The sequence below is a fragment of the Bradyrhizobium nanningense genome, from assembly GCF_004114535.1.
In the GTDB taxonomy this organism is placed as follows: Bacteria; Pseudomonadota; Alphaproteobacteria; order Rhizobiales; family Xanthobacteraceae; genus Bradyrhizobium; species Bradyrhizobium nanningense.
On sequence record NZ_LBJC01000080.1, the window covers coordinates 126,220 to 147,242 of the forward strand.

General features: G+C 65.1%; 20 protein-coding genes. 12 read left to right on the forward strand and 8 right to left on the reverse strand.

Translation table 11 applies throughout. From position 1 onward, the window contains the following. Nucleotides 1-27: 27 nt before the first annotated feature. The 4 genes from XH84_RS36830 to XH84_RS36845 all read right to left on the reverse strand — a co-directional run bounded on the left by XH84_RS36830 (nt 28) and on the right by XH84_RS36845 (nt 3,939). On the reverse strand, nt 28-624 hold the full coding sequence (locus XH84_RS36830; RefSeq protein ID WP_128919285.1) for a hypothetical protein: 597 nt from the start codon (nt 622-624) through the stop codon (nt 28-30). Nucleotides 625-820: 196 nt separating this feature from the next. Then, nucleotides 821-2,128, reverse strand: coding sequence for a tetratricopeptide repeat protein (locus XH84_RS36835; protein WP_128919286.1), 1,308 nt, complete (start codon nt 2,126-2,128; stop codon nt 821-823). A gap of 18 nt (nt 2,129-2,146) precedes the next feature. Continuing rightward, nucleotides 2,147-3,169, reverse strand: coding sequence for an aldo/keto reductase (locus XH84_RS36840; protein WP_128919287.1), 1,023 nt, complete (start codon nt 3,167-3,169; stop codon nt 2,147-2,149). 344 nt (nt 3,170-3,513) lie between these two features. Next, on the reverse strand, nt 3,514-3,939 hold the full coding sequence (locus XH84_RS36845; protein WP_164936233.1) for a PaaI family thioesterase: 426 nt from the start codon (nt 3,937-3,939) through the stop codon (nt 3,514-3,516). Between the two features lie 70 nt (nt 3,940-4,009). On the opposite strand from XH84_RS36845, the gene XH84_RS36850 reads away from it, so the two are divergent. Then, complete coding sequence (locus tag XH84_RS36850; protein ID WP_128919289.1) at nt 4,010-4,636, forward strand: NUDIX hydrolase; 627 nt, start codon at nt 4,010-4,012, stop codon at nt 4,634-4,636. 53 nt (nt 4,637-4,689) lie between these two features. Next, nucleotides 4,690-5,907 carry a hypothetical protein gene (locus XH84_RS36855; RefSeq protein ID WP_128919290.1) on the forward strand — a complete coding sequence of 406 codons (1,218 nt, stop codon included), beginning with the start codon at nt 4,690-4,692 and terminating at the stop codon, nt 5,905-5,907. A 172-nt stretch (nt 5,908-6,079) separates the two neighbouring features. Here the strand turns inward: XH84_RS36855 and XH84_RS36860 are convergent, their stop codons facing one another. Continuing rightward, entirely contained in the window at nt 6,080-6,397 is a 318-nt protein-coding gene (locus XH84_RS36860; protein ID WP_128919291.1) for a hypothetical protein, read from the reverse strand. Nucleotides 6,398-6,593: 196 nt separating this feature from the next. Here XH84_RS36860 and XH84_RS36865 point away from each other — a divergent pair, with 196 nt between their 5' ends. The 5 genes from XH84_RS36865 to XH84_RS36885 all read left to right on the forward strand — a co-directional run bounded on the left by XH84_RS36865 (nt 6,594) and on the right by XH84_RS36885 (nt 11,975). Further along, a complete protein-coding gene (locus XH84_RS36865; protein ID WP_164936234.1) occupies nt 6,594-7,073 on the forward strand; it encodes a hypothetical protein in 480 nt (159 codons plus the stop codon). A gap of 342 nt (nt 7,074-7,415) precedes the next feature. Beyond that, nucleotides 7,416-8,363, forward strand: a complete 948-nt coding sequence (locus XH84_RS36870; protein WP_128919293.1) for a TAXI family TRAP transporter solute-binding subunit — start codon at nt 7,416-7,418, stop codon at nt 8,361-8,363. 226 nt (nt 8,364-8,589) lie between these two features. Beyond that, the gene (locus tag XH84_RS36875; protein ID WP_164936235.1) at nt 8,590-10,704 is read left to right on the forward strand and encodes a TRAP transporter permease; all 2,115 of its coding nucleotides are present in this window, start codon (nt 8,590-8,592) and stop codon (nt 10,702-10,704) included. Further along, complete coding sequence (locus XH84_RS36880) at nt 10,665-11,078, forward strand: DUF1850 domain-containing protein (protein WP_128919294.1); 414 nt, start codon at nt 10,665-10,667, stop codon at nt 11,076-11,078. Before XH84_RS36875 ends, XH84_RS36880 begins: the two co-directional genes overlap by 40 nt. Before the next feature lie 90 nt (nt 11,079-11,168). Further along, nucleotides 11,169-11,975, forward strand: coding sequence for an SDR family NAD(P)-dependent oxidoreductase (locus XH84_RS36885; protein ID WP_128919295.1), 807 nt, complete (start codon nt 11,169-11,171; stop codon nt 11,973-11,975). Nucleotides 11,976-12,034: 59 nt separating this feature from the next. On the opposite strand, the gene XH84_RS36890 is transcribed toward XH84_RS36885, so the two are convergent. Together XH84_RS36890 and XH84_RS36895 are read right to left on the reverse strand one after the other, a co-directional pair. Next, a complete protein-coding gene (locus tag XH84_RS36890; RefSeq protein WP_128919296.1) occupies nt 12,035-12,805 on the reverse strand; it encodes a hypothetical protein in 771 nt (256 codons plus the stop codon). 119 nt (nt 12,806-12,924) lie between these two features. Beyond that, on the reverse strand, nt 12,925-14,502 hold the full coding sequence (locus tag XH84_RS36895) for a cation:proton antiporter (RefSeq protein ID WP_128919297.1): 1,578 nt from the start codon (nt 14,500-14,502) through the stop codon (nt 12,925-12,927). Nucleotides 14,503-14,596: 94 nt separating this feature from the next. On the opposite strand from XH84_RS36895, the gene XH84_RS36900 reads away from it, so the two are divergent. The 4 genes from XH84_RS36900 to XH84_RS36915 all read left to right on the forward strand — a co-directional run bounded on the left by XH84_RS36900 (nt 14,597) and on the right by XH84_RS36915 (nt 18,943). Beyond that, nucleotides 14,597-15,361 (forward strand): hypothetical protein, encoded by a 765-nt coding sequence (locus XH84_RS36900; protein WP_164936237.1) that lies wholly within the window; start codon nt 14,597-14,599, stop codon nt 15,359-15,361. 298 nt (nt 15,362-15,659) lie between these two features. After that, nucleotides 15,660-17,570 (forward strand): propionyl-CoA synthetase, encoded by a 1,911-nt coding sequence (locus tag XH84_RS36905; protein ID WP_128919299.1) that lies wholly within the window; start codon nt 15,660-15,662, stop codon nt 17,568-17,570. 163 nt (nt 17,571-17,733) lie between these two features. Continuing rightward, nucleotides 17,734-18,003, forward strand: coding sequence for a hypothetical protein (locus tag XH84_RS36910; protein WP_128919300.1), 270 nt, complete (start codon nt 17,734-17,736; stop codon nt 18,001-18,003). Between the two features lie 193 nt (nt 18,004-18,196). After that, on the forward strand, nt 18,197-18,943 hold the full coding sequence (locus tag XH84_RS36915; RefSeq protein WP_128919301.1) for an OmpW/AlkL family protein: 747 nt from the start codon (nt 18,197-18,199) through the stop codon (nt 18,941-18,943). Between the two features lie 145 nt (nt 18,944-19,088). Here the strand turns inward: XH84_RS36915 and XH84_RS36920 are convergent, their stop codons facing one another. Then, nucleotides 19,089-19,784 carry a DUF1013 domain-containing protein gene (locus XH84_RS36920; protein ID WP_164936238.1) on the reverse strand — a complete coding sequence of 232 codons (696 nt, stop codon included), beginning with the start codon at nt 19,782-19,784 and terminating at the stop codon, nt 19,089-19,091. A gap of 265 nt (nt 19,785-20,049) precedes the next feature. Between XH84_RS36920 and ispH the strand changes: the two genes are divergently transcribed. Further along, nucleotides 20,050-21,018, forward strand: a complete 969-nt coding sequence (ispH, locus tag XH84_RS36925) for a 4-hydroxy-3-methylbut-2-enyl diphosphate reductase (protein ID WP_128919303.1) — start codon at nt 20,050-20,052, stop codon at nt 21,016-21,018. Nucleotides 21,019-21,023 lie beyond the last annotated feature (5 nt).

Below are 21,023 nucleotides of genomic sequence, written 5' to 3' on the forward strand. Positions count from 1 at the left end.
CGTTCTTACGGGGAGAGGCGAGAAGAGCTACTTGAACGGATCCTGGATCGAGGGCGAGGACTGCCGGATGCGGCGCACGCTGACCGGCGTGCCGTCGGAGACGAACAGCAGTTCGTAGCGGCGGCCTTCGCTGTCGGTGGCGGAGCAGGTGACGTCAGTTACCTTCTTGGCGGCGAAATTGCCGGTCTGGCGGCAGAGGCCGGTGGAGGTCTGCTCGGCCGGCACCGGCAGGCCGTCGACCTTGGGGCGGTCCTTGGAGTTGAGCAGCATGCGGTCGATCGGCAGCTCGTAGGAATTGTCGTCGGCGCGCTTGCCGTTCTCGCCCGAGAACGAAACGACGTGGCTGTCGTCGGAGGGATCGTCGACCGCGACCGCGAAATTGACCCGGCCCTTGTCGCCATGGGCGTAGGCCACCGTCTTGCAGGCGAAGGTGCGGCCGGCGACCTTGAACGTCTTGCAGTGGCCGGACATCAGCGCCAACAGGTCGATGAGGGTATTCTGCTGCGCCGCCGGATTGTTGACCGGGATTGGTTTGGAAGTCTCGGCAAAACAAGGACTTGTCCCAGCGGCAAGGGTGGCGGCCAAGGCCAGCGCGGTGGCCGGAAGCGGTCTGCAGAGGCGCATCGGAAGGCTCACCTGCCCGAGAACCGTGAACCGGTTCCATCCCACAACCATCGAATCGCAAATTAGTTGCGATCCCGTTTGTTCTGCAAGACCCGTCTGGAATACCACCGCGCCATCCCGAGGGCGATTCGCCCACATCGCCCAACCCGTCCCGCCCGGCACTTGCCGCCAGGCCGGTGTTTTTTTCGTGGCAGAGCTAGCCCGTGGCCGTCTGCCAGCGCGCATCGCGCAGGGACGGGCGGCGGTGCAGGCGGGCGTCCAGCAGGGCACGGGCGCGGGGCAGCTCGCCGCTGCGCATGAGCGCGATGATGTAGGTGTCCTCGACCAGCTCGCTCTGGGCGTGGCTGCCGCCGATCCGCACGACCTCGGTGAGGACAGGCGCGAGCGCTTGCACGCATGAGGCGTAATCCTCGTCCGCGAAGGCCGCCAGCGCGCGGAAGATCGCCGGCACGACGGGGCCGGCCGGCAGCTTGCCCTCGGCGAGCCGCTGCTCGATCGTCGCAAGGCGTGCGGTGAGAGCCGCGTGGTTTTGCGTCGCCGCCGCGAACAGGGCCATGTGGACGTCGGCGAAGGACAGGCTCGACTTCGGAAACAGTTTTTGTGCGGTGGCGTCCGCTTCCTGCCACAACGTCTTCGGCACGGTGTGGCCGTACGCCGATAGGCGCCAGAGCAGCGAGGCGGCGTCGGTGATAACGTTGAGCGGCGGCGCCTGTGTGGCGGAAGGCCGGAGCACGTCGGCATAGATCGCGAGGGCGCGCGCGGCATCGTCCTGCTCGAGCGCGCCGAGCGCCTGGTGCCAGCGGATATGGCCGTGCAAAATTCCGGCGCGGTCGTAGGACGGAATCCAGTCGTCGACGAGGCGATCGGCCGCCTCGATCGAGCCGTCCTCGAACATCGCATGCAGCACCGCATGCGCGGCGTGGGCATTCGCCCGGCGCAAACTGAAGCCGCGCTCGGTGACGGCCCGGCCGCGTGCGACGTCGCCATTCTCGGTCATGGCCCAGCCGGCCATCGTGAGGAACCACCAATCCTCGCCGTAATGCCGCGCCACGCGCTCGCACAGCTCGTGCCGCGCGCGATCGTGGTCCGCCATGCCGGAGAAGGCGAACAGGCCGAACGCCCCGAGCGGCAGCGACAGCACCAGGGCATCGCGCGGCCAGTTCTCGACGTGCTTCAGCGTCGATGCGATCGCCTCGTGCAGCCGGCCCTCGATCGCAAGCGCCAGCGTCTCGACATGCGAGCGCTCGCGCTCCGTGCCGCGCCTTGCGACCAGCTCGCGCGCGAGCGCCGCCTTGCTCCGTGCCAGATCGCCCTGTTGGTAGAAGGCGTGCACGCGGGCGCGGGCGATATGGGGAAGCGCGAAATCGGGATCGGCCGCAATCGCGCGCTCCAGCGTCTCCGCCATGCCGGTCCAGCCGGAGAGCATGAGGTCGACGCCGTAAGCGCCGGCAGCCGCATCGGATGCGGTAGAGAGCGGCAGGCCGTAGCGGTCTTCGTGCGCCATCGTCGTCTTTCGAAAGTTTCACGCCGTCCGCGCGCGGCGGCCTTCGATCGGGTAGGCGGGGTCGTTGTAGCCCGGCGTCGAGGGATGGCCCGGTACGACCAGCCGGTCGATCAGTGCTTCGTCATCGGCGGTGAAGCGATAGTCGAGCGCGCTGATGTAGCCGTCCCACTGCTCCTCGGTGCGGGGCCCCGCGACGATCGAGGAGACGAAGGCTGAGTTGAGCACCCAGGCAACCGCGAACTGGCCGGCGGCGATGCCCTTCCTCTCCGCGTGCGCCTTGATCTCCTGCGCGAGCTGAAGCGATTCCGGCCGCCATTCGGTCTGCATCATGCGGGTGTCGTTGCGCCCCGCGCGCGTCTCCTGGTCGGGGGCAGCATCCGGCTTGTACTTGCCGGTGAGCACGCCGCGCGCCAGCGGGCTGTAGGGAACGATGCCGAGGCCGTAATAAGAGCAGGCCGGGAAGTGCTCGACCTCGGGCATGCGGTTCATCGCGTTGTAATAGGGCTGGCTCACCGCCGGACGGTCGATGCCGAGCCGGTCGCAGATGTTGCAGATCTCGGCGACGCGCCAGGCGCGGTAATTGGAGACGCCGAAATAACGCACCTTGCCTGCTCGGATCAAATCGCCCATCGCGCGCACCGTCTCCTCCAGCGGCGTCGAATGGTCTTCCTTGTGCAGATAGTAGATGTCGATGTGATCAGTGCCGAGCCGCTTCAGGCTTTCGTCAGCAGCCTGCAGCACCCAGCGCCGCGACAGGCCGACCCGGTTGGGATCGTCACCCATCCCAGTATTCATGGGATTGGCGAGCTTCGTCGCGAGCACCCAGGCGTGGCGGTTGCTGGCGATGGCGCGGCCGACGACCTCCTCGGATGCGCCCTTCGAATAGGCGTCGGCGGTGTCGATGAAGTTGATGCCGGCCCCGCGAGCCTTGTCGATGATCCGCTTTGATGCGGCTTCATCGGTCGGCCCGCCGAACATCATGGTGCCCAGACAGATCGGCGACACTTTCAGGCCGCTGCGGCCGAGCTGACGGTATTGCATGGGCGGGTCCTCGAGATTTGATGGAGGGCAGCATAGCCAGCCCCGCCCGTCATTGCGAGCGCGGCGAAGCAATCCAGAGATGCATCCGCGGAGAGATGCTGGATTGCTTCGTCGCAAGAGCTCCTCGCAATGACGCGGAGAGGAAGGCCGCCCAATCTCCTCTCGTCGTCCCGGACAAGCGAAGCGCAGATCCGGGACCCATAGCCACAGGGAATTGTTTGGCGAAGACTCGGAGTGGCCTGCTTCGCGCCACCACTCCTCCCTGGGGTTATGGGTCCCCGCGTTCGCGGGGACGACAGTGGAGTGTGTGACTGCGATGGTGACCGCTTGACCACGCCTCCCCTTTACCCCGGCCCCTTCAGGATCTTGAACACGCCGTTCGCCATCACGATGCAGCGGTCGTCGACCGTCACCTCCGTGCTCATGAAGATCAGGCTGCGGGTCGAGCGCACCACGCGCGGGCGGGAGATCAGGATGTCGCCGATCTGGCCGGCTTCGACGAAATGGGTGTCGAGCTGCACCGTCGCCATGAACTCCTTGCCGGAGACGTAGCGGGCGGTCATGCCGCAGGTGCGGTCGGCGAAGGTCATCATCACGCCGCCCTGCACCATGCCGCGGCGGTTGTGGTGCTTGTCTTCGGTCGCGAGCGCGAACTCGTGATGGCCGCCGACCTTGCGCTCCCACAACGGACCGATCAGGTGCATGAAGCCGGTCGTCTCCAGCATGCTCCAGCCCTCTGATTTGAGCCTTGCGGCGGCCTTGCTCGTCATCGCTCCGTCCATCTCTGCAGCGCTGTCTCTCCTCGTTTCATCAGATGCAGTCCTGGTGTAGTCAAGCACCATGAGACCTTTCGACGATGCCACCAGACGGAATATCGAAGCTGCCTGCGCGTCCTTCGCGCGGCTGCCTGGCGAGGCCGAGCCGTCGGCGCTGAAGCGCGCCGCGGTGGTGCTGGCGCTGACCGAATCCAGCGACGGTGACGACACCGCCTTCCTGCTCACCAGGCGTGCCTCTCATCTGCGTGCGCATCGTGGCCAATGGGCGCTGCCCGGCGGACGCTGCGATGCCGGCGAGACGCCGGTCGAGGCGGCGCTGCGCGAGCTCGACGAGGAGCTTGCGCTCAAGCTTTCAGCCGACGCGGTGCTCGGCCTGCTCGACGATTATCCGACCCGCTCCGGCTACCTGATCACGCCGGTCGTGGTCTGGGCGGCCGACAGTGCCGCGATCGCGCCGAACCCGGACGAGGTCGCCTCCGTCCATCGCATCGCGCTCGATACGATCGAGCACGACGACGCCTTCGATTTCACCGCGATCCCCGAAAGTGCCCGCCGCGTGATCCGGTTCCATCATCAGATGAGCCTGATCCACGCGCCGACGGCGGCCCTGATCTACCAGTTCCGTGAAGTGCTGGCGGGGCGGCACACCCGCGTCACCGACCTGGAACAGCCGGTGTTCGCCTGGAAGTGATGGTAAACGGCGCGTTAACGTGACGGTTACCGGATGCCTGCTAAGAGGACGGCATGCATCGATCGATTCGAAACAAATTGGCGCTGGTTCCACTTGCGCTTGTCCTGATCACACCGGCCGCCCGCAGTGGCGAGGCCGACGCGCCGCCGCCGGCCGTCCGCGATGCCAACGCCCAGCTGCTGTCGCAGTTTTTTGCGCAAAGCGCGGGGGCCTCGCCTGCCGTGCTCGAATATCGCCGCAAGCTCGCGGAATATCAGGCGGCGCGCGCGGCCTTCGATGCCGAGGCCGGTGCCTATTGGAGTCAGATCTCGGAGAAGCGGAAGACCCGCAATGCCAAGCGGCGCAGCGGGCAGCAGGTGACGCTCGATGATTACGTGCTGGAGCATCCGCCGCTCTATAACGGGCCGAAGAAGCCGGTGAATCCGGAGCCGGAGGAAACGCCGGAACGGCCGCCCCGCAAACCGATTCCCGTCGTTGCCGATTTCCTGCGCGCGGCGCAGGAGCTCTACCAGTTCACGCCGCAGCGCCCGTCCAGCGAGGCCGAGTTCAAGCGCGCCTATGCGCGCTACGCGCTCGCCTCCGGGCTGACGCGCGAGCAGGCCGTGCGGGTTTACGCCTTCGAGACCGGCGGCACCGGCAGCCACGACGTGCAGGCAGGAATCGAGCATGGCGGCAAGCGCGCGATCTCGACCGCGATGGGTTACAACCAACTCCTGACCACCAACAGCGTCGAGCTGCTGGCCGAGCAGGGACACGAACTCGTTCGCGCGCTGTCCGAGAAAGTTGCGCGCACATCAGGACCGGCGCGCCAGGCGCTCGAGCACAAGCTCGTCGTGCTGAAGAAGATGGTCGCGCATGCCAAGGCGGTGCCCGACACCTGGTCTGAGCATGAGAAGATCGGCAACACCGCGCAGGGCTGGGCCATGCATGCGATGGTGCTCGACGTCGATGTTGGTCCGATGCTGCAGACCCACAAGCTGCTCACCTCGGTGCTGTTCGCCCGCGCCAAGGGCTACACCCGTCCACTCACGGCCGCCGAGCTCGAGATGATGAATCTCACCGGTGACGGCACCGGGCTCGACATGGTGACGATGCCGCAGGCGATGCGCGAGCAGGTGCCGACCTCGAACTTCTTCCAGCGCGGCGGCTATGAGCGCAATCCGGTCGCGATCCGCCACAACACGGTGGCCAAGCTGCTGGCGGTGACGGACGATCGGATGGATTCGAACAGCGGCAAACCCGGCGCAAGGGAATTGGCGGCGGCGTTTTAGATATCGGTGTCATCCCGGACAAGCGCGCCTAAAGCGCGCGCAGATCCGGGACCCATAACCACGGAATCAGATTTGGCGAAGACTCGGGGTTACCAGCTTCGCGCCGCAACTGCTCCCTGGGGTTATGGGGCCCGGGTTCGCGCTTCGCGCGCCCCGGGACGACAAAAAGCGATTACTGATCCGGACCGAACTTGAACTTGCCGTCGCCTTCGAGATACGGGCCGCTGCGCATGTAGAGCTGGCCGTTCTGGCCGATGAAGAACAGCGTGCCCCTCGGCACTTTCTTGGCGCCCTTCAGCAACTCGCCAGCATTGCTGGTGCCCATCTTGTAGGAATAGGTCTTGCCGTCCCTGTCATACGCATAGCCCATGTCGGGCTTGAGCTCCCACGGCGTTGCCGTGGCTTGCGCGCATGCGGGCGCGGCGAACGCGCCGAGCAGCGTTACGAATGCAGCCGAAGCAAGTGCAAATGTCTTCGTTGAAAAGGCCATGATCCCATCCTCCCCGTCGTTGGGGGCGTCGGGCTTGAACAAATCACGAACGGTGCATCCGGGTCAATTTGCGAAAGCGCCGCAGCGCATCACGTCTTGCCCAGCAGGTTGTGATTTTCCCTTCGTCCCCTCGCGACTATGTTCCGCTTTCCGTCTAGAACGCAACTCGACAAAATTATGGGTAGGGATGATTCGGATGCGCCATGTGATTAAACTTTGCTGGGCTGCTGCATTGTCGTTGACGGCGCTGGCGCCGGCCGCCCGGGCCGATGACTACCAGCTCAGCCACAACCAGCGCATTTCGTGCAGCCGCGGCCTTGCCCCGGGCAAGCTGAACACGGCGACCTGCAAGTCCTACACTTATCTCTTCAACACCAAGACCTCGGAATATTTCCGCTGCCAGGTCTCGCTGGCGCTGACCCGCGACAACAAGGAAGTCATCAACGTCCAGACCGACGGCGGCTGCACCAAGAAGCCGCGCATCTTCGAGACCGATGGCAAGTATGATTTCGATGTGACCGAGACCGAGCCGCCGAACACCAATTCGTTCTTCGGCCCCGGCGGCTATTCGGTGTGGGCCGCCGACGTCGGCGCGCAGAAGGTGCGCGGCTGCATCATCATCTCCTCCGGCCTCGGCTCCGACATCTCCAAGTGCCTGGACATGACGTTCCAGTAAGGGCTTGCCAGTAAGGGCTTGCGACGGTGCGCTCCCTCCCCCGCTGGCGGGGGGAGGCTGGGGAGAGGGTGTCTCCGCAGTGGGACAATCCCCTAGAGGAGAAAGCCCTCACCCGCGCCTTCGGCGCGACCTCTCCCGCAAGCGGGCGAGGTGACCGAGCCAGCCGCGCGCGTGATCGAACCTCACGCAAGTCAGCAACTGCGCCACGTCGCCGCAGCCCGAAGTTCCCGAAAGATCGAGCCGGATCGGCCATTTACTGCAGTCCTGTTTTGTCTTTTGGATGGGTTGACCCGCATGCCTCATCCGGCCAATTTCGCGGCCGGTTTGGGGAGAACAACAACCATGAAACGAACCATTTTCGGCGCGGCCGCGGCTCTTGCTCTGGCGGCGTCGGCACCTTGCGCGCAGGCGCAATCCTTCATCAACGTGCTGACCGGCGGCACCTCCGGCGTCTATTATCCGCTTGGGGTCGCGATCGGGAAGATCTACGGCGACAAGATCCCGAACGTGAAGACGCAGGTGCAGGCCACCAAGGCGTCGGTCGAGAATCTGATCCTGCTGCAGCAGGGCCGCGGCGAGCTGGCGTTCACGCTGGGCGACTCGCTCAAGGCCGCCTGGGACGGCGAGGAGGAAGCGGGCTTCAAGACCAAGCTCGACAAGCTGCGCACGATCGGCGCGATCTATCCGAACTACATCCAGATCGTGGCGACCGCTGAGTCCGGCATCAAGACGCTGGCCGACCTCAAGGGCAAGAGCCTCTCGGTCGGTGCGCCGAAGTCGGGCACGGAGCTGAATTCACGCGCGATCCTGGCCGCGGCAGGCATGAGCTACAAGGATCTTGGCAAGGTCGAGTATCTGCCGTTCGCCGAATCCGTCGACCTCATGAAGAACCGGCAGCTCAACGCGACGCTGCAATCGGCCGGGCTTGGCGTCGCCTCGCTGAAGGACCTGTCGACATCGAGCCCGATCACGGTGGTGTCGGTGCCGAAGGAGACGGTCGACAAGATCGGCCCACCCTTCGTCTCCGCGATCATTCCGGCCAATACCTATACCGGCCAGGACAAGGACGTGCCAACGGCGGCCGTGATCAACTATCTCGTCACGAGCTCCGCCGTATCGGACGATCTCGCCTATCAGATGACCAAGCTGGTCTACGAGTCGCTGCCGGAACTCCACAACGCGCACGCGGCCGGCAGGGAGATCAAGCTCGAGACCGCAGCCAGCGGCAGCCCGGTTCCGCTGCACCCCGGCGCGATCCGCTATTACAAGGAAAAAGGGCTGATCAAGTAGGATCGGCTCTCGTCATCGGACGTCATGGTCGGGCATTAGCGCGAAGCGCGTCTTCGCACAGATGGCCCGGCCATCCACGTTCTATGGGCAGGCGAGAAAGATCGTGGATGCCCGGGCCTTCGCCTCGCCGAAGCGGCTTCGGCCGCGCAGGCGGGACAAGCCCGGGCATGACGGCGCGGGTAGACCGTGCCAAGTTATGAGCGCTCGACGGCGAAGGACGATTTAGATGCTGGAAAAGGCAGAGGGCACTGAAGCTGCGCCCATCAAGGTCGAGTTCGACAATTTCGAGCATGGCTTTCCGGAAGGGTTCGGCCCGGGCTGGTGGGGCGCGCTCGCCTACTGGATCGGCATCGCCTTCGCCAGCTTCCAGCTCTATGTCGCGGCTTTCAACTATCTTCCGAGCCAGGTGGTGCGCGGCGTCCATGTCGGATTTCTGATCCTGCTCACCTTCGGCCTGATCGCGAACTTCACCGCGAAGAGCAATGCCGGCCGCGCGCTCGGCTGGATGATCGGCGGCGCCGGCTTCCTCTGCGGGCTCTACCAATGGATCTTCTATGCCGACCTGATCGCGCGCGACGGCGACCCGACGCGGCTCGATCTCATGGTCGGCACGCTGCTGGCGGTGCTGATCTTCGAAGGTACGCGGCGGCTGATGGGCGCGGCGCTGCCGCTGATGTGCGGCGCGTGCCTCGTCTACTGGTTCTTCGGCCAGTATCTGCCGTCGCCGCTCAACCATCGTGGCTATGATTTCGACCAGATCGTCACGCATCTGTCGTTCGGCACCGAAGGCTTCTACGGCGTGCCGATCTACGTCTCGGCGACCTACATCTTCCTGTTCATCCTGTTCGGCTCGTTCCTGGAGCGCGCCGGCATGATCCAGCTGTTCACCGACGTTTCGCTCGGCCTGTTCGGCCGCACCCGCGGCGGACCCGCCAAGGTCGCCGTGTTCGCCTCCGGCATGATGGGCACGATCTCCGGGTCGGGCGTCGCCAATGTCGTCACCGTCGGCCAGTTCACGATTCCGCTGATGATCAGGTTCGGCTACCGCCGCGCCTTCGCCGCCGGCGTCGAAGCCACCGCGTCGATGGGGGGACAGATCATGCCGCCGGTGATGGGCGCGGTCGCCTTCATCATGGCGGAGACGCTCGGTGTGCAATATTCGGAGATCGTCAAGGCGGCTGCGATTCCCGCGATGCTCTATTTCGCGTCCGCGTTCTGGATGGTGCATCTGGAGGCCGGCAAGCACGGTCTCACCGGCATGAAGCGCTCGGAGATTCCGAGCGCCTGGAAGGCGCTGGTGACGCGCTGGTACCTGGTGCTGCCGCTCGCTGCCCTGATCTACATGCTGTTCGAGGGCTTCACCCCGCTCTATGCCGGCAGCATGGGTCTTGCGCTGACCGTGGCGCTGATCCTGGGCACCAGCATCACGGCCGGCGCCTCGGCGACAATCATTCGCTACATCTTCTGGATCGGGCTTGCACTCGTCGTCGCCGCGCTGTCGCGTGACGGCCTCAAGATCGTGCCGGTCGCGAGCGTCGTCGTCGGATTGATCGTGATCACCGCCTTCGTCCGCGGCGGCTTTGCGGCGTTGCGCGGCTGCCGCGATGCGCTGGCCGAGAGCGCCAAATCCGCCATCACCGTCGGCATGGCCTGCGCCATCGTCGGCGTCATCATCGGCATGATGTCGCAGACCGGCGTCGGCACCATCTTCGGCGGCTGGGTGATCGGGCTCGGCGAGAAGAGCCTGTTCCTCGCGCTGATCATGACCATGCTGCTGTCGATCCTGCTCGGCACCGGCATCCCGACCATCCCGACCTACATCATCACCGCCGCGCTCGCCGCGCCCGCACTGGCCAAGCTAGGGGTGCCCCTGATCGCGAGCCACATGTTCGCGTTCTACTACGGCATCATGGCCGACCTCTCGCCACCGGTGGCACTGGCGGCGCTCGCGGCGGCGCCGATCGCAAAGGAGAATCCCGACAAGATCGGCTGGGAGGCGATGCGCATCGCGCTCGCCGGCTACGTCATCCCCTTCATCTTCGTCTATTCTCCGGCCTTGATGCTGCAAGCCGGCGATCCCATGGCGGCCAAGCTCGGCTTCTACGGAGCGGTGGCGCTGGCGGCCTTGAAGGCATTGGTGGCGATCGGCCTATTCGGCATGGTCGCGATCGGCTTCCTGTTCACGCGCTTGAGCCTGATCGAGCGCCTGGTCGCGCTCGGCGCTGCATTCTGCCTGCTCGGGGAATTCGCGTTCAGCGACACCGCCGGCTTCGTGCTCGCTGCGGCGCTCGTGCTGTGGCAATGGCGGCAGCGTCCGTCGGCGCCGGTCGAGGCGGCGTGAGCCTCTGCTTCGCAACGGCCTTCGGCGTGAAGACGCTGGCGCTGTCCGCGTTCACGATTGCATGGACGCATTCGATCGCGAAGGTCGACTGGCAGGAGGATTGGCGCGTCACGCCCGCCGGCCTCGAACTGGTGCAGGCCCGAATCAAGGGCACCGGCCCCGGCATGGAGCCGCCGCCCGAGGCGCGGCTGGTCGACGGCTGGTTTCAGTGGCAGCCGAAGCGCGCCGCCATGCAGGAGGTCGTGCTCGGCAATTCCGGCGCGGCCGGCGAATGGCGGCTGTGTCATGAGGGCAAGTGCCGGACGCTGTCGGAGATTGTCGGGCATCCCATTGGTGCTAACGTCACGACGATGAAGATTTGCAGTGATCCGTAGCCCGGATGAGCGAAGCGACATCCGGAAATGCCAACCCGGATATCGCTGCGCTGATCCGGGCTACAAGAACAATAAACAAGGAGACACAAAATGGATCGGCTCAAGGGCAAGGTTGCGATGGTGGTGGGGGCCGGCTCGATCGGGCCCGGTTGGGGCAACGGCAAGGCCACTGCCGTGACCTTTGCGCGCGAGGGGGCCCAGGTGTTTTGCGTCGATCGCAACGGCACCGCGGCCGAAGAGACCGCGAAGATCATCACCGGCGAGGGCGGCAAGGCGACGGCGTTTACCGCCGACGTCTCGCGGCCTGCCGAGATCGAGGCGATGGTGGCGGCCTGCCTGAAGGCCTATGGCCGCATCGACGTGCTCGACAACAATGTCGGCATCGCCGAGATGGGCAGCGTGGTCGAGGTCACCGAGGAGAGCTGGGACCGCGTCTTCAGCGTCAACCTCAAGAGCGCCTATTTCGCCATGAAGCACGTCATCCCGGTCATGGTGAAGCAGGGCGGCGGCTCGATCATCAACATCTCCTCGATCGCCTCGATCCGGCACATGGGCATCTCGTACGTCACCTATGGCACGTCGAAGGCGGCGATGAACCAGATGACGCGCACCACGGCGATCGAGTTCGCGCGCCACCATGTGCGCGTCAATGCGATCCTGCCCGGCCTGATGAAGACGCCGATGGTCGAACATTCTGCGGGCCTTGCCGCCAGCTACGCCAAGGGCGACGTCGAAGCGATGTGGCGCGCCCGCGACGCGCAGGTGCCGATGGGGCACATGGGCGATGCCTTCGACGTCGCCAACGCCGCGCTGTTCCTGGCGTCGGACGAGTCGAAATATGTGACGGGGATCGAGCTCGTGGTCGACGGCGGCATCACGTGCAAGGCGGGGGCTTAGCTTCAATCTCCGCTGTCGTCCCGGATCTGCGCTTCGCTTGTCCGGGACGACAATGGTGATTACTGCGCCAGCGCCAATATCCCGCCGGCGAACGAATGCCACGCTGCCGTCTCGCTGATCGGCCAGTTCAGCACCTTCACCGCCAGCAGCGCCAGCGTGCCGGTGATGTAGACCGGATGCACGCGGCCCTCAGTGCGCCAGTCGCGCACCATGGCGACGACGAGCAGGAGCGAAGCGACGACGGCCGGCGCGATCGTCACCGGCACCGGCGGTGGGCCGGGCGGTCCGGGAGGGGCGAGGAAGGTCAGGAACCAGCGGGCGATCGCGGCATCGAGGATCGAGACCGCGGCCAGAAGCATCAACCGCTTGTGAATCTCGGGTCTGCGCGTGTTCATGATCGCGAGCACGAACACGATCGCGAAGAACGCGATCCCGCTCATTGGCACGATCGAGAAGGCGATGCCGGCCTCGCGCTGCCCGAGCGCGGCGGAATGCTGCATCACGTGGACGGAGGCGAGGAAGCCGAAGATCGTCATCGCGGTCGCGAGCGATACGCCGGCGATGCCGAGCGAGCGGTGATTGACCACCCGGCCCGAGGCCGCGAGCCAGGTCTGCAGCACGAAATAGAGCGACCAGGTAAAGAACAAGAATCCGTGAAAATGAATCACCGGGCTTGCGGACAGCGTCCGGTGGGCGAGCGGCATCCAATAGGTCGGCGCGAAACCGAGAAACGCAGTGGCCGCGCAGGCCAGGGCCATGTGCAGATAAAAATATCGTGCAGGCGACGCATCACGCGCGCGTACACGACGGTCGTCGGTCAGGGTTGTCATCAGGAGTGAGTCTGGGGAGGCGGGATTTGGTTCAAACGCCGCTGTCGTCCCGGATCGGCGCGCGCTTGCGGCGCGCTTGTCCGGGACGACATCGAGTTTATGTCAGCAGCCTCGCAGCCTCAGCCCCCCGCGCTCAACTCGGCCCGATCGAGCTCTTCCTCGAGACGATGGAAGGCGTCGTCGCCGATCACCTCGGTGGCGCGGAGGTCGAAGATCGATTTGCGCGCGGCGTCGATGGCGCGGCGGCGCAGGGGATCGGCCGGCAGTTCGCCATTGGCGATGCCGCCCTTGGGATCGTTCTCGGCCTGCATCAGGATGGCGCGATATTCGAGGCGCAGGATCTCCGCCTCCTCGGACGGATCGCTCTCGATCGCATCGAGCGCTGCGCGATAGGCCACGGCGCGCGCCTGCGCGACCTCGGTGCCGACGGGATCGTCGTCCTTGAGGCCGAACGCCAGGATCAGCGGCCGCAGCGTCAGGCCCTGGATCACCAGCGATCCCAGCACCACCGCAAAAGCGATGAAGACGATGAAGTCGCGATGGGGAAAATTCTCCGGCAGCGCGAAGGCGGTGGCCAGCGTCACGAGGCCGCGCATGCCGCACCAGGAGATGATGAGGCCGCCCTTGGGCGAGGCGACGGCCCTGGGGTCCCTCGGATGATAGATCCCCTGCGCGACCAGCACGCGCAAGGTGGTGCGGTAGAACGTCACCCAGAGCAGCCGGACCAGCACCACGGTGAGGAGGATCCAGGCCGCGGCCACGCAATATTCCCAGCGCACGTCTGCCTCGAGGCGCGTCCAGATCGGCCGCATCTGCATGCCGATCAGCATGAAGGCGAGCACGTTGAGCACGAACACCATGGTCTCCCAGACCGCGTAGGACGGCACCCGCAGCCGCGCCGGCATCCGTAGCCCCGCCGAGCGCGCCATCGTCATGGCATAGACCACGATGGTGAGAATGCCGGAGAGGCCGAGATGCTCGGCGCCGATCCAGATCATGAAGGTGGTGGCGAATTGCACGATGATCGCGCTCGGGGCTTCCGTCACCCGCCCCATGATCGGCGGAATGATGCGGCCGGCGAGCAGGCCGGCGACGACGCTGCCGACCAGGGCCAGCGCCATGGTCGGTGCAACCTGGCCCCACGTCAGGTGCTCGGTGGCGACGGCGCCGACCGCGATGCGATAGATCAGAAGCGCGCTGGCATCGTTGAGCAGGCTCTCGCCCTCCAAAACCTTCACCATGCGGTGGGGCAGCTTGACCTGGCTCAGGATCGCGACCGCGGCGGCCGCATCGGGTGGCGCCACGATCGCGCCGAGCGCAACCGCGGCGGCCCAGGGCATGTCGGGCATCAGCCGGTGCGCGACAACGGCGACGCCGGCCGTGGTCAGGCCGACCGCGGCGACGACCAGGGTCGAGACCGGAACCCAATTGTTGCGCAGATCGCGTAGCGAGGTGTCGAACGCGGCATCGAGCAGAACTGGTGCGACAAAAAGGGCCAGGGCCAGGTCGGGCTGCAGCGTCCAGGACGGACTTGATGGCACGAAGGCGATCAGGGCGCCGCCGATGGCGAGAAAGGTCGGGTAGGGGACCTTGATCCGCCGCGCCAGCGCCGATAAGGCAACGGCGCCGAGCAGAAGCACGATGATCCATTCGAATGTCGACACGATGATCCCCGAAACCGATGTGAGCGCCGCCACAAGCTAGCACCAATCCGGCCGTATGATGGATAGTACGGCCCCGAGGCGCGACTTAAGGGCAAGATCGAAAGCAAGATTACCGACTGCAACGAGCATGCGTTTTCAAAAACTCATTCAATCGTCAGGTGCATTATTGCTTTGCGCGCTCTCGCTCGCCACCGCCCAGGCTGCGACCGGCGGCGAGCCGGCTGCACTGATCCAGGTCGACGTCGCGTCCTGCCTTGCTGCGACTGCCGCCGACGACATGGACAAGGTCGCCACGGCCTGCGCCGCCGTAATCGACAATGAGAAGACGGCGAAGGGGGATCTGGTCAAGGCGCTGATCGCGCGCGCGGCGCTCTATGCGCGGCACGATCAGATTGACCGCGCCATCGCCGACGACAGCCGCGCGCTTTCGCTCGATCCCACACTTGCCGACATCTTCAATGCGCGCGGCGAGCTCTGGCTCAAGAAGGGCGACAAGCCCAAGGCGGTGCAGGATTTCGGCGCGACGCTGAAGATCGATCCGAACCACGAGAAGGCCAAGGCCAATCACAAGGCGATGGCGCGCGAGATCGAGCGGATCGGCGCGCAGATGGCCGTCGCCGGCAAGCCCAGCTTCAATTGCGCGCGAGCGCGCCGTGCGGTCGAAAAAGCGATTTGCGGCAATCGCGAGCTCGCCGATCTCGACCGCGAGATTTACGGATCGCATTTGCGCGTGCTCCGCGAAGCCCAGAGCCCGGCGGAGACGCGCAAGATCCAGCGCGAGCAGGACGATTTCATCGCGCGCAGGAACGCCGGATACGGCCGGCCGGGCTTTGATCTCAAAAAGGCGATGCAGGACAGGTTGCAACAGATCAACGGCGTGGACGGGTATTGAGGCTTCTTCGCCTCTCCCCGCTTGCGGGGGGAGGCCGGAATTTGCGACAGCAAAATCCGGGCGAGGGGGACTCTCCGCGAGTCCAACCCTCACCGTCCTCGAAGAGACTCCCCCTCACCCCGACCCTCTCCCCGCAAGCAGGGAGAGGGGGACACGCCTCCTCCTTTTCAGCTTGAACCGCGGCCCGTTCCCGGGAAAATAGCCCTCAAGCAAGGCCGGCATTGATCCTGGTCATGGCGGGACGCCTGTCCTGCCACGAGGCTCAAGCTAGGCGAATAAAGGGAATGGGAGCGCGGGAATGAACATCGACGGTAAAAGTCGTTATCACGAGGTCCATGCGCGCTCTCTCGCGGACCCCGAAGGCTTCTGGGCCGAGGCGGCGAAAGACATCGACTGGGTCGAGCCGCCCAAGACGATCTTCGATCCCAGCCAAGGAACCTACGGCCGCTGGTTCGCCGGCGGTGTCGTCAATACCTGCTACAACGCGCTCGACCGCCATGTCGAAGGTGGCCGTGCCGACCAGGTCGCGCTGATCCACGATTCGCCGCTGACGGGCAGCGTTACCAAATTTACCTATGCCGAACTGCTGACCGAGGTGCAGGCGCTCGCCGCAATCATGCAGGATTTTGGCGTCGCCAAGGGTGATCGTGTCATTCTCTATATGCCTATGGTGCCGGAAGCCGTGGTCGCGATGCTCGCCTGCGCGCGGATCGGGGCGGTGCACTCCGTGGTGTTCGGCGGCTTCGCAGCGAAGGAGCTCGCCACCCGCATCGACGACGCGCAGCCGAAACTCATTCTCTCAGCAAGCTGCGGCATCGAGCCCGGCCGCATCGTGCAGTACAAGCCGCTGCTCGACGAAGCGATCAAGCTGGCCGGCAGCAAGCCGAAAGCCTGCATCGTGCTGCAACGTCCGCAGCTCACCTGCGATCTGGCCCCGGGCCGGGACTACGATTGGGCGAGCCTGCGCCGCAAGGCGCTGAATGACGGCAAGAAGGCACCTTGCGTGCCTGTTGCCGCGACCGATCCGCTCTACATCCTCTACACCTCGGGCACCACGGGCATCCCGAAGGGCGTCGTGCGCGACAATGGCGGCCATCTCGTCGCGGTGAAATGGTCGATGTTCAACCTCTATGGCGTCAAGCCGGGCGAGGTGTGGTGGTGCGGCTCCGACATCGGCTGGGTGGTCGGCCACAGCTACATCGTCTACGGCCCGCTGCTGCATGGCGCGACCACGATCATGTACGAGGGCAAGCCGGTCGGCACGCCCGACGCCGGCGCGTTCTGGCGCGTGATCTCCGAGCACAAGGCTGTTGCGTTCTTCACCGCGCCGACCGCGTTCCGCGCGATCCGGAAAGAGGATCCGGAAGGAAAATTCATCCGGCAATTCGACCTCTCGAAATTCCGCACCCTGTTCCTCGCCGGCGAGCGGGCCGATCCGCCGACGGTCGAATGGGCGGAAGTGCAGCTGAAGGTGCCGGTGATCGACCATTGGTGGCAGACCGAGACCGGTTGGTGCATTGCCGGCAACCCGGTCGGACTCGGCATGCTGCCGGTGAAGCACGGCTCACCGACGGTGCCGATGCCGGGCTACCAGGTCGATGTGGTCGACGAGGCGGCGAAGCCGGTGGGGCCCAACACCATGGGTTCGATCGTCATCAAGCTGCCGATGCCGCCTGGCTGCCTGCCGACGCTGTGGAATCAGGATGCGCGCTTCAAGGAAGCGTATTTGAGCGAATTTCCCGGCTATTACAAAACCTCGGATGCCGGCTACAAGGACGAGGACGGTTACGTCTTCGTCATGGGCCGCACCGACGACATCATCAACGTCGCCGGCCACCGGCTCTCCACCGGCGGCATGGAGGAGATCCTGGCCTCGCATCCCGATGTCGCCGAATGCGCGGTGCTCGGCGTCAAGGACGCGATCAAGGGCGAGGTGCCCTGCGGTTTCCTGGTGCTCAAGGCCGGCGTGAAGCGAGCCCCGGCCGAGATCGAGAAGGAGATCGTCGCGCTGGTGCGCGACAAGCTCGGCCCGGTCGCCGCCTTCAAGCTCGCCATCACCGTCGGCCGCCTGCCCAAGACGCGCTCCGGCAAGATTCTGCGCGGCACCATCAAGAAGATCGCCGACGGCGAGTCCTGGACCATGCCGGCGACGATCGAGGATCCCAAGGCGCTCGACGAGATCGGCGAGGCGCTGAAGGGGCGGGTGTGAGGCTTGCGCTTCGGTCGCCGGGCCAGTGAGGCGCGACGGCGCGGCCCAGCCTCCGCTGTTATCACCCGCGAAGGCGGGTGATAACAGCGAGCGGGGAACGGCGTTCGGGACTTACATTCTCCTCATTCCGCGCTAAACAGGGCCGGACAACAGGGGACCTCGTATGCCACTCGCCGCCGCGCCGCGCCTGCTTGCAGCTGTGCTGCTGGCCACCGCTCTCTCCGCCTGCTCCGCGCGTCACCAGAATCCGGTGGCGGTGGGCGGCGACGATGACGACGCGGTCTGCCAGAGCCGAGGCTATGCGCAGGGCTCGCCGGAATATGTGGCGTGTCGCAAGGACCGCGACGTCCAGCGCAACGCCGCCACCGCGCGCGCCGACCGCCGCCAGCGCGACCTCGGCGAATACATGCTGAACCATCCGGAGCGGCCCTGACGTGAGGGTGCGGCACTATTTTGCCGCACACAGCGTCTCGCCTGCATGGTTTTCGTGACACATCTGCAACGCCGTGGCCAAATCGTGGCGACGTTCGCCTGAATTGATCGAGATCAAATCCTCCAGCGGCCCCTTTCTGCTCTGACGCTCATGTCGCGCAACGACGCGCGAGAGATGGCTGAAGGGGATTGAAATGCAGAGAACGACAAGAAACCTGGCGCGGCTTGCGACTTTTGGCGCGATGCTCGCAGGCACGTTTGCATCGGTGCAAGCTGCCGATTTGCCTGTTTACAAGAAGGCGCCGCCGCCGGTGGAGGCATTCAATCCGTGGATGGTGCGCCTGCGCGTGCTCGGCGTGTTGCCGGATGCCGGCGGCTCGACCGTCAATGTGGCGGGCGTGCCCTCGCTGTCATCGCCGAATTCCGGCCTCTCGATCAGCGACCAGGTCGTCCCCGAGCTCGACATCAGCTATTTCTTCACCAAGAACATCGCAGCCGAGCTGATCCTCGGCGTCACCCGGCACTCGATCAGCGGCACCGGCTCGCTCGCGAACCTGCCGATCGGAAAGACCACGCTGCTGCCGCCGACGTTGACGCTGCAATATCACTTCGACCAGTTCGGCGCGTTCAAGCCCTATATCGGCGCCGGCGTGAACTACACTGTGTTCTTCAACAATTCCGCGGCCAATTCGCCTGCCGCGATCGCCGGTCCGCCCGCGATCGTCGCCACCACCACCAACCTGCATGTCAGCAACGCATGGGGCGGTGCCGTGCAGTTCGGCTTCGACTACATGATCGACCGACACTGGGGTCTCAACGTCGACGTCAAGAAGCTCTGGCTGCGCCCGGATTACAGCGCGACCGTCTCCGGCCTGCCGGTCACCGGCACCGCGCATATCGATCCGTGGCTGGTCGGCGCGGGCGTGACGTATAAGTTCTGAGTGACAATCGCCTAGAGCAACAAATTCCGCTGTCGTCCCCGCGTTCGCGGGGACGACCACCGAGGGTGGGGTACACAAAACAAAAAGCGCGGCAGGTTTCCCTGCCGCGCTTTTTGCGTTTGAAGCGAACGAAGAGGGAGAGGAACTACCCCTCCTCGTCTTCCTGCTTCTTGCCGCCGAGCGTCTTCAGCTTGGCGAACACGGCGTCGACGTTGAGGTCGTCGCTGGACTTCTCCGCGGACTCGTATTCGTCCTTGCGGGTGGTCTCGGAGGCCGGCAGCAGCGTGGCGCCGCCATAGGCTGCATCGATCGGCTTTTCCTTGGCGGCGCGCTGCACCTCGAAATCGAGCTCGATCTGCGAGCAAAGGCCGAGGGTGACGGGATCGATCGGGGTGAGCTGGGACGTGTTCCAGTGGGTGCGGTCACGCACGCTGGCAATGGTGCTCTTGGTGGTGCCGACCAGACGCATGATCTGGGCGTCCTTGAGCTCCGGATGGCTGCGCAGCAGCCAGAGGATGGCGCTCGGACGCTCGTGGCGGCGCGACACCGGGGTGTAACGCGGGCCCTTGCGCTTGGGCTGCGGCGGCAGCACCACCTTGCTCTCCTGGAGGCGGAGCCGGTAATCCGGGTTCTTCTCGCCCTTCTCGATCTCCTCGCGGGTGAGCTGGCCGTTGGAGAGGGGATCCATGCCCTTGATGCCCTGGGCCGCATCGCCGTCGGCGATCGCGCGCACCTCGAGGGGATGCATCTTGGTGAAATCGGCGACCTGGTCGAAGGTCAGCGCGGTGTTGTCGAGCAGCCAGACGGCGGTCGCCTTGGGCATCAGAGGTGCGTTGCTCATGGCAAATCTCCTTTGTGCTTCGCCCACCCCTCTGGAGGCGAAACCGGTGGTCATCAGCGATGACAGGGAATTCGCGCTATATAAGCCCGGAGGGGGTAGCCATGCAATGGTTCTGCTATAGATAGTGCCTTGACAGCGCCCGAAAGGGGGCCCAATTCCCTTAGAAACTCGCGGCATAGTTCAAGCCGACCGTTTAAGCCCTATTCCATCCATCGACCGCCCCCGCCAAAAGGCGAAACGGGTGATTCGGTCCCGAGATCGCTCAATGTCAGCCAAACCAGACCTCAAGATCGTGCTTTGTTCTCCCCGCGGCTTCTGTGCCGGCGTGGTCCGGGCGATCGACACCGTGGAACGGGCGCTCGATAAATATGGCGCCCCCGTCTATGTTCGCCATGAGATTGTGCACAACAAATATGTCGTCGACGGGTTGAAGAAGAAGGGCGCCATCTTCGTCGAGGAGCTCGCCGAGATCCCGGAGAACGCCACCGCGCCGGTGGTGTTCTCGGCCCACGGCGTGCCGAAATCAGTTCCGGCCGACGCGCAGTCCCGCAATCTGTTCTCGCTGGATGCGACCTGCCCGCTGGTGACCAAGGTCCATCGCGAGGCCGCGATCCATTTCAAGCGTGGCCGTGAGATATTCCTGATCGGCCACTCCCATCACCCTGAGGTGGTCGGCACGCTCGGCCAGCTTCCGGTCGGCGCCGTGACCCTGATCGAGACCGCCGAGGACGCCAAGACCATCGCCCCGAAGGACCCCAACAATCTCGCCTTCGTGACCCAGACCACGCTGTCGATCGACGACACCGCGGAGATCGTGGCGCTCTTGAAGAAGCGCTTCCCCAACATCAACGGCCCGCACAAGGAAGACATCTGCTACGCCACCACCAATCGCCAGCTCGCGGTGAAGAAGGTGGCGCCGGTGGTGGACGCGCTCATCGTCGTCGGTGCCCCCAATTCGTCGAACTCGCAGCGCCTGCGCGAGGTTGCCGAGCGCGAGGGCTGCCGGATCGCGGTGCTGGCGCAGCGCGCCGCCGACATCGACTGGGACAAGTTCGGCAATATCTCGAGCCTGGGCATCACGGCGGGCGCCTCCGCGCCGGAGGTGATCGTCGAGGAGATCATGGACGCCTTCGCCGAGCGTTACACGCTGCATGTGGAGACGGTCTCGGCCGCGGAAGAGAACGAGTTCTTCCCGCTGCCGCGTCAGGTGCGTCCCGAAGCTGCCGCCGAGTAGACCTT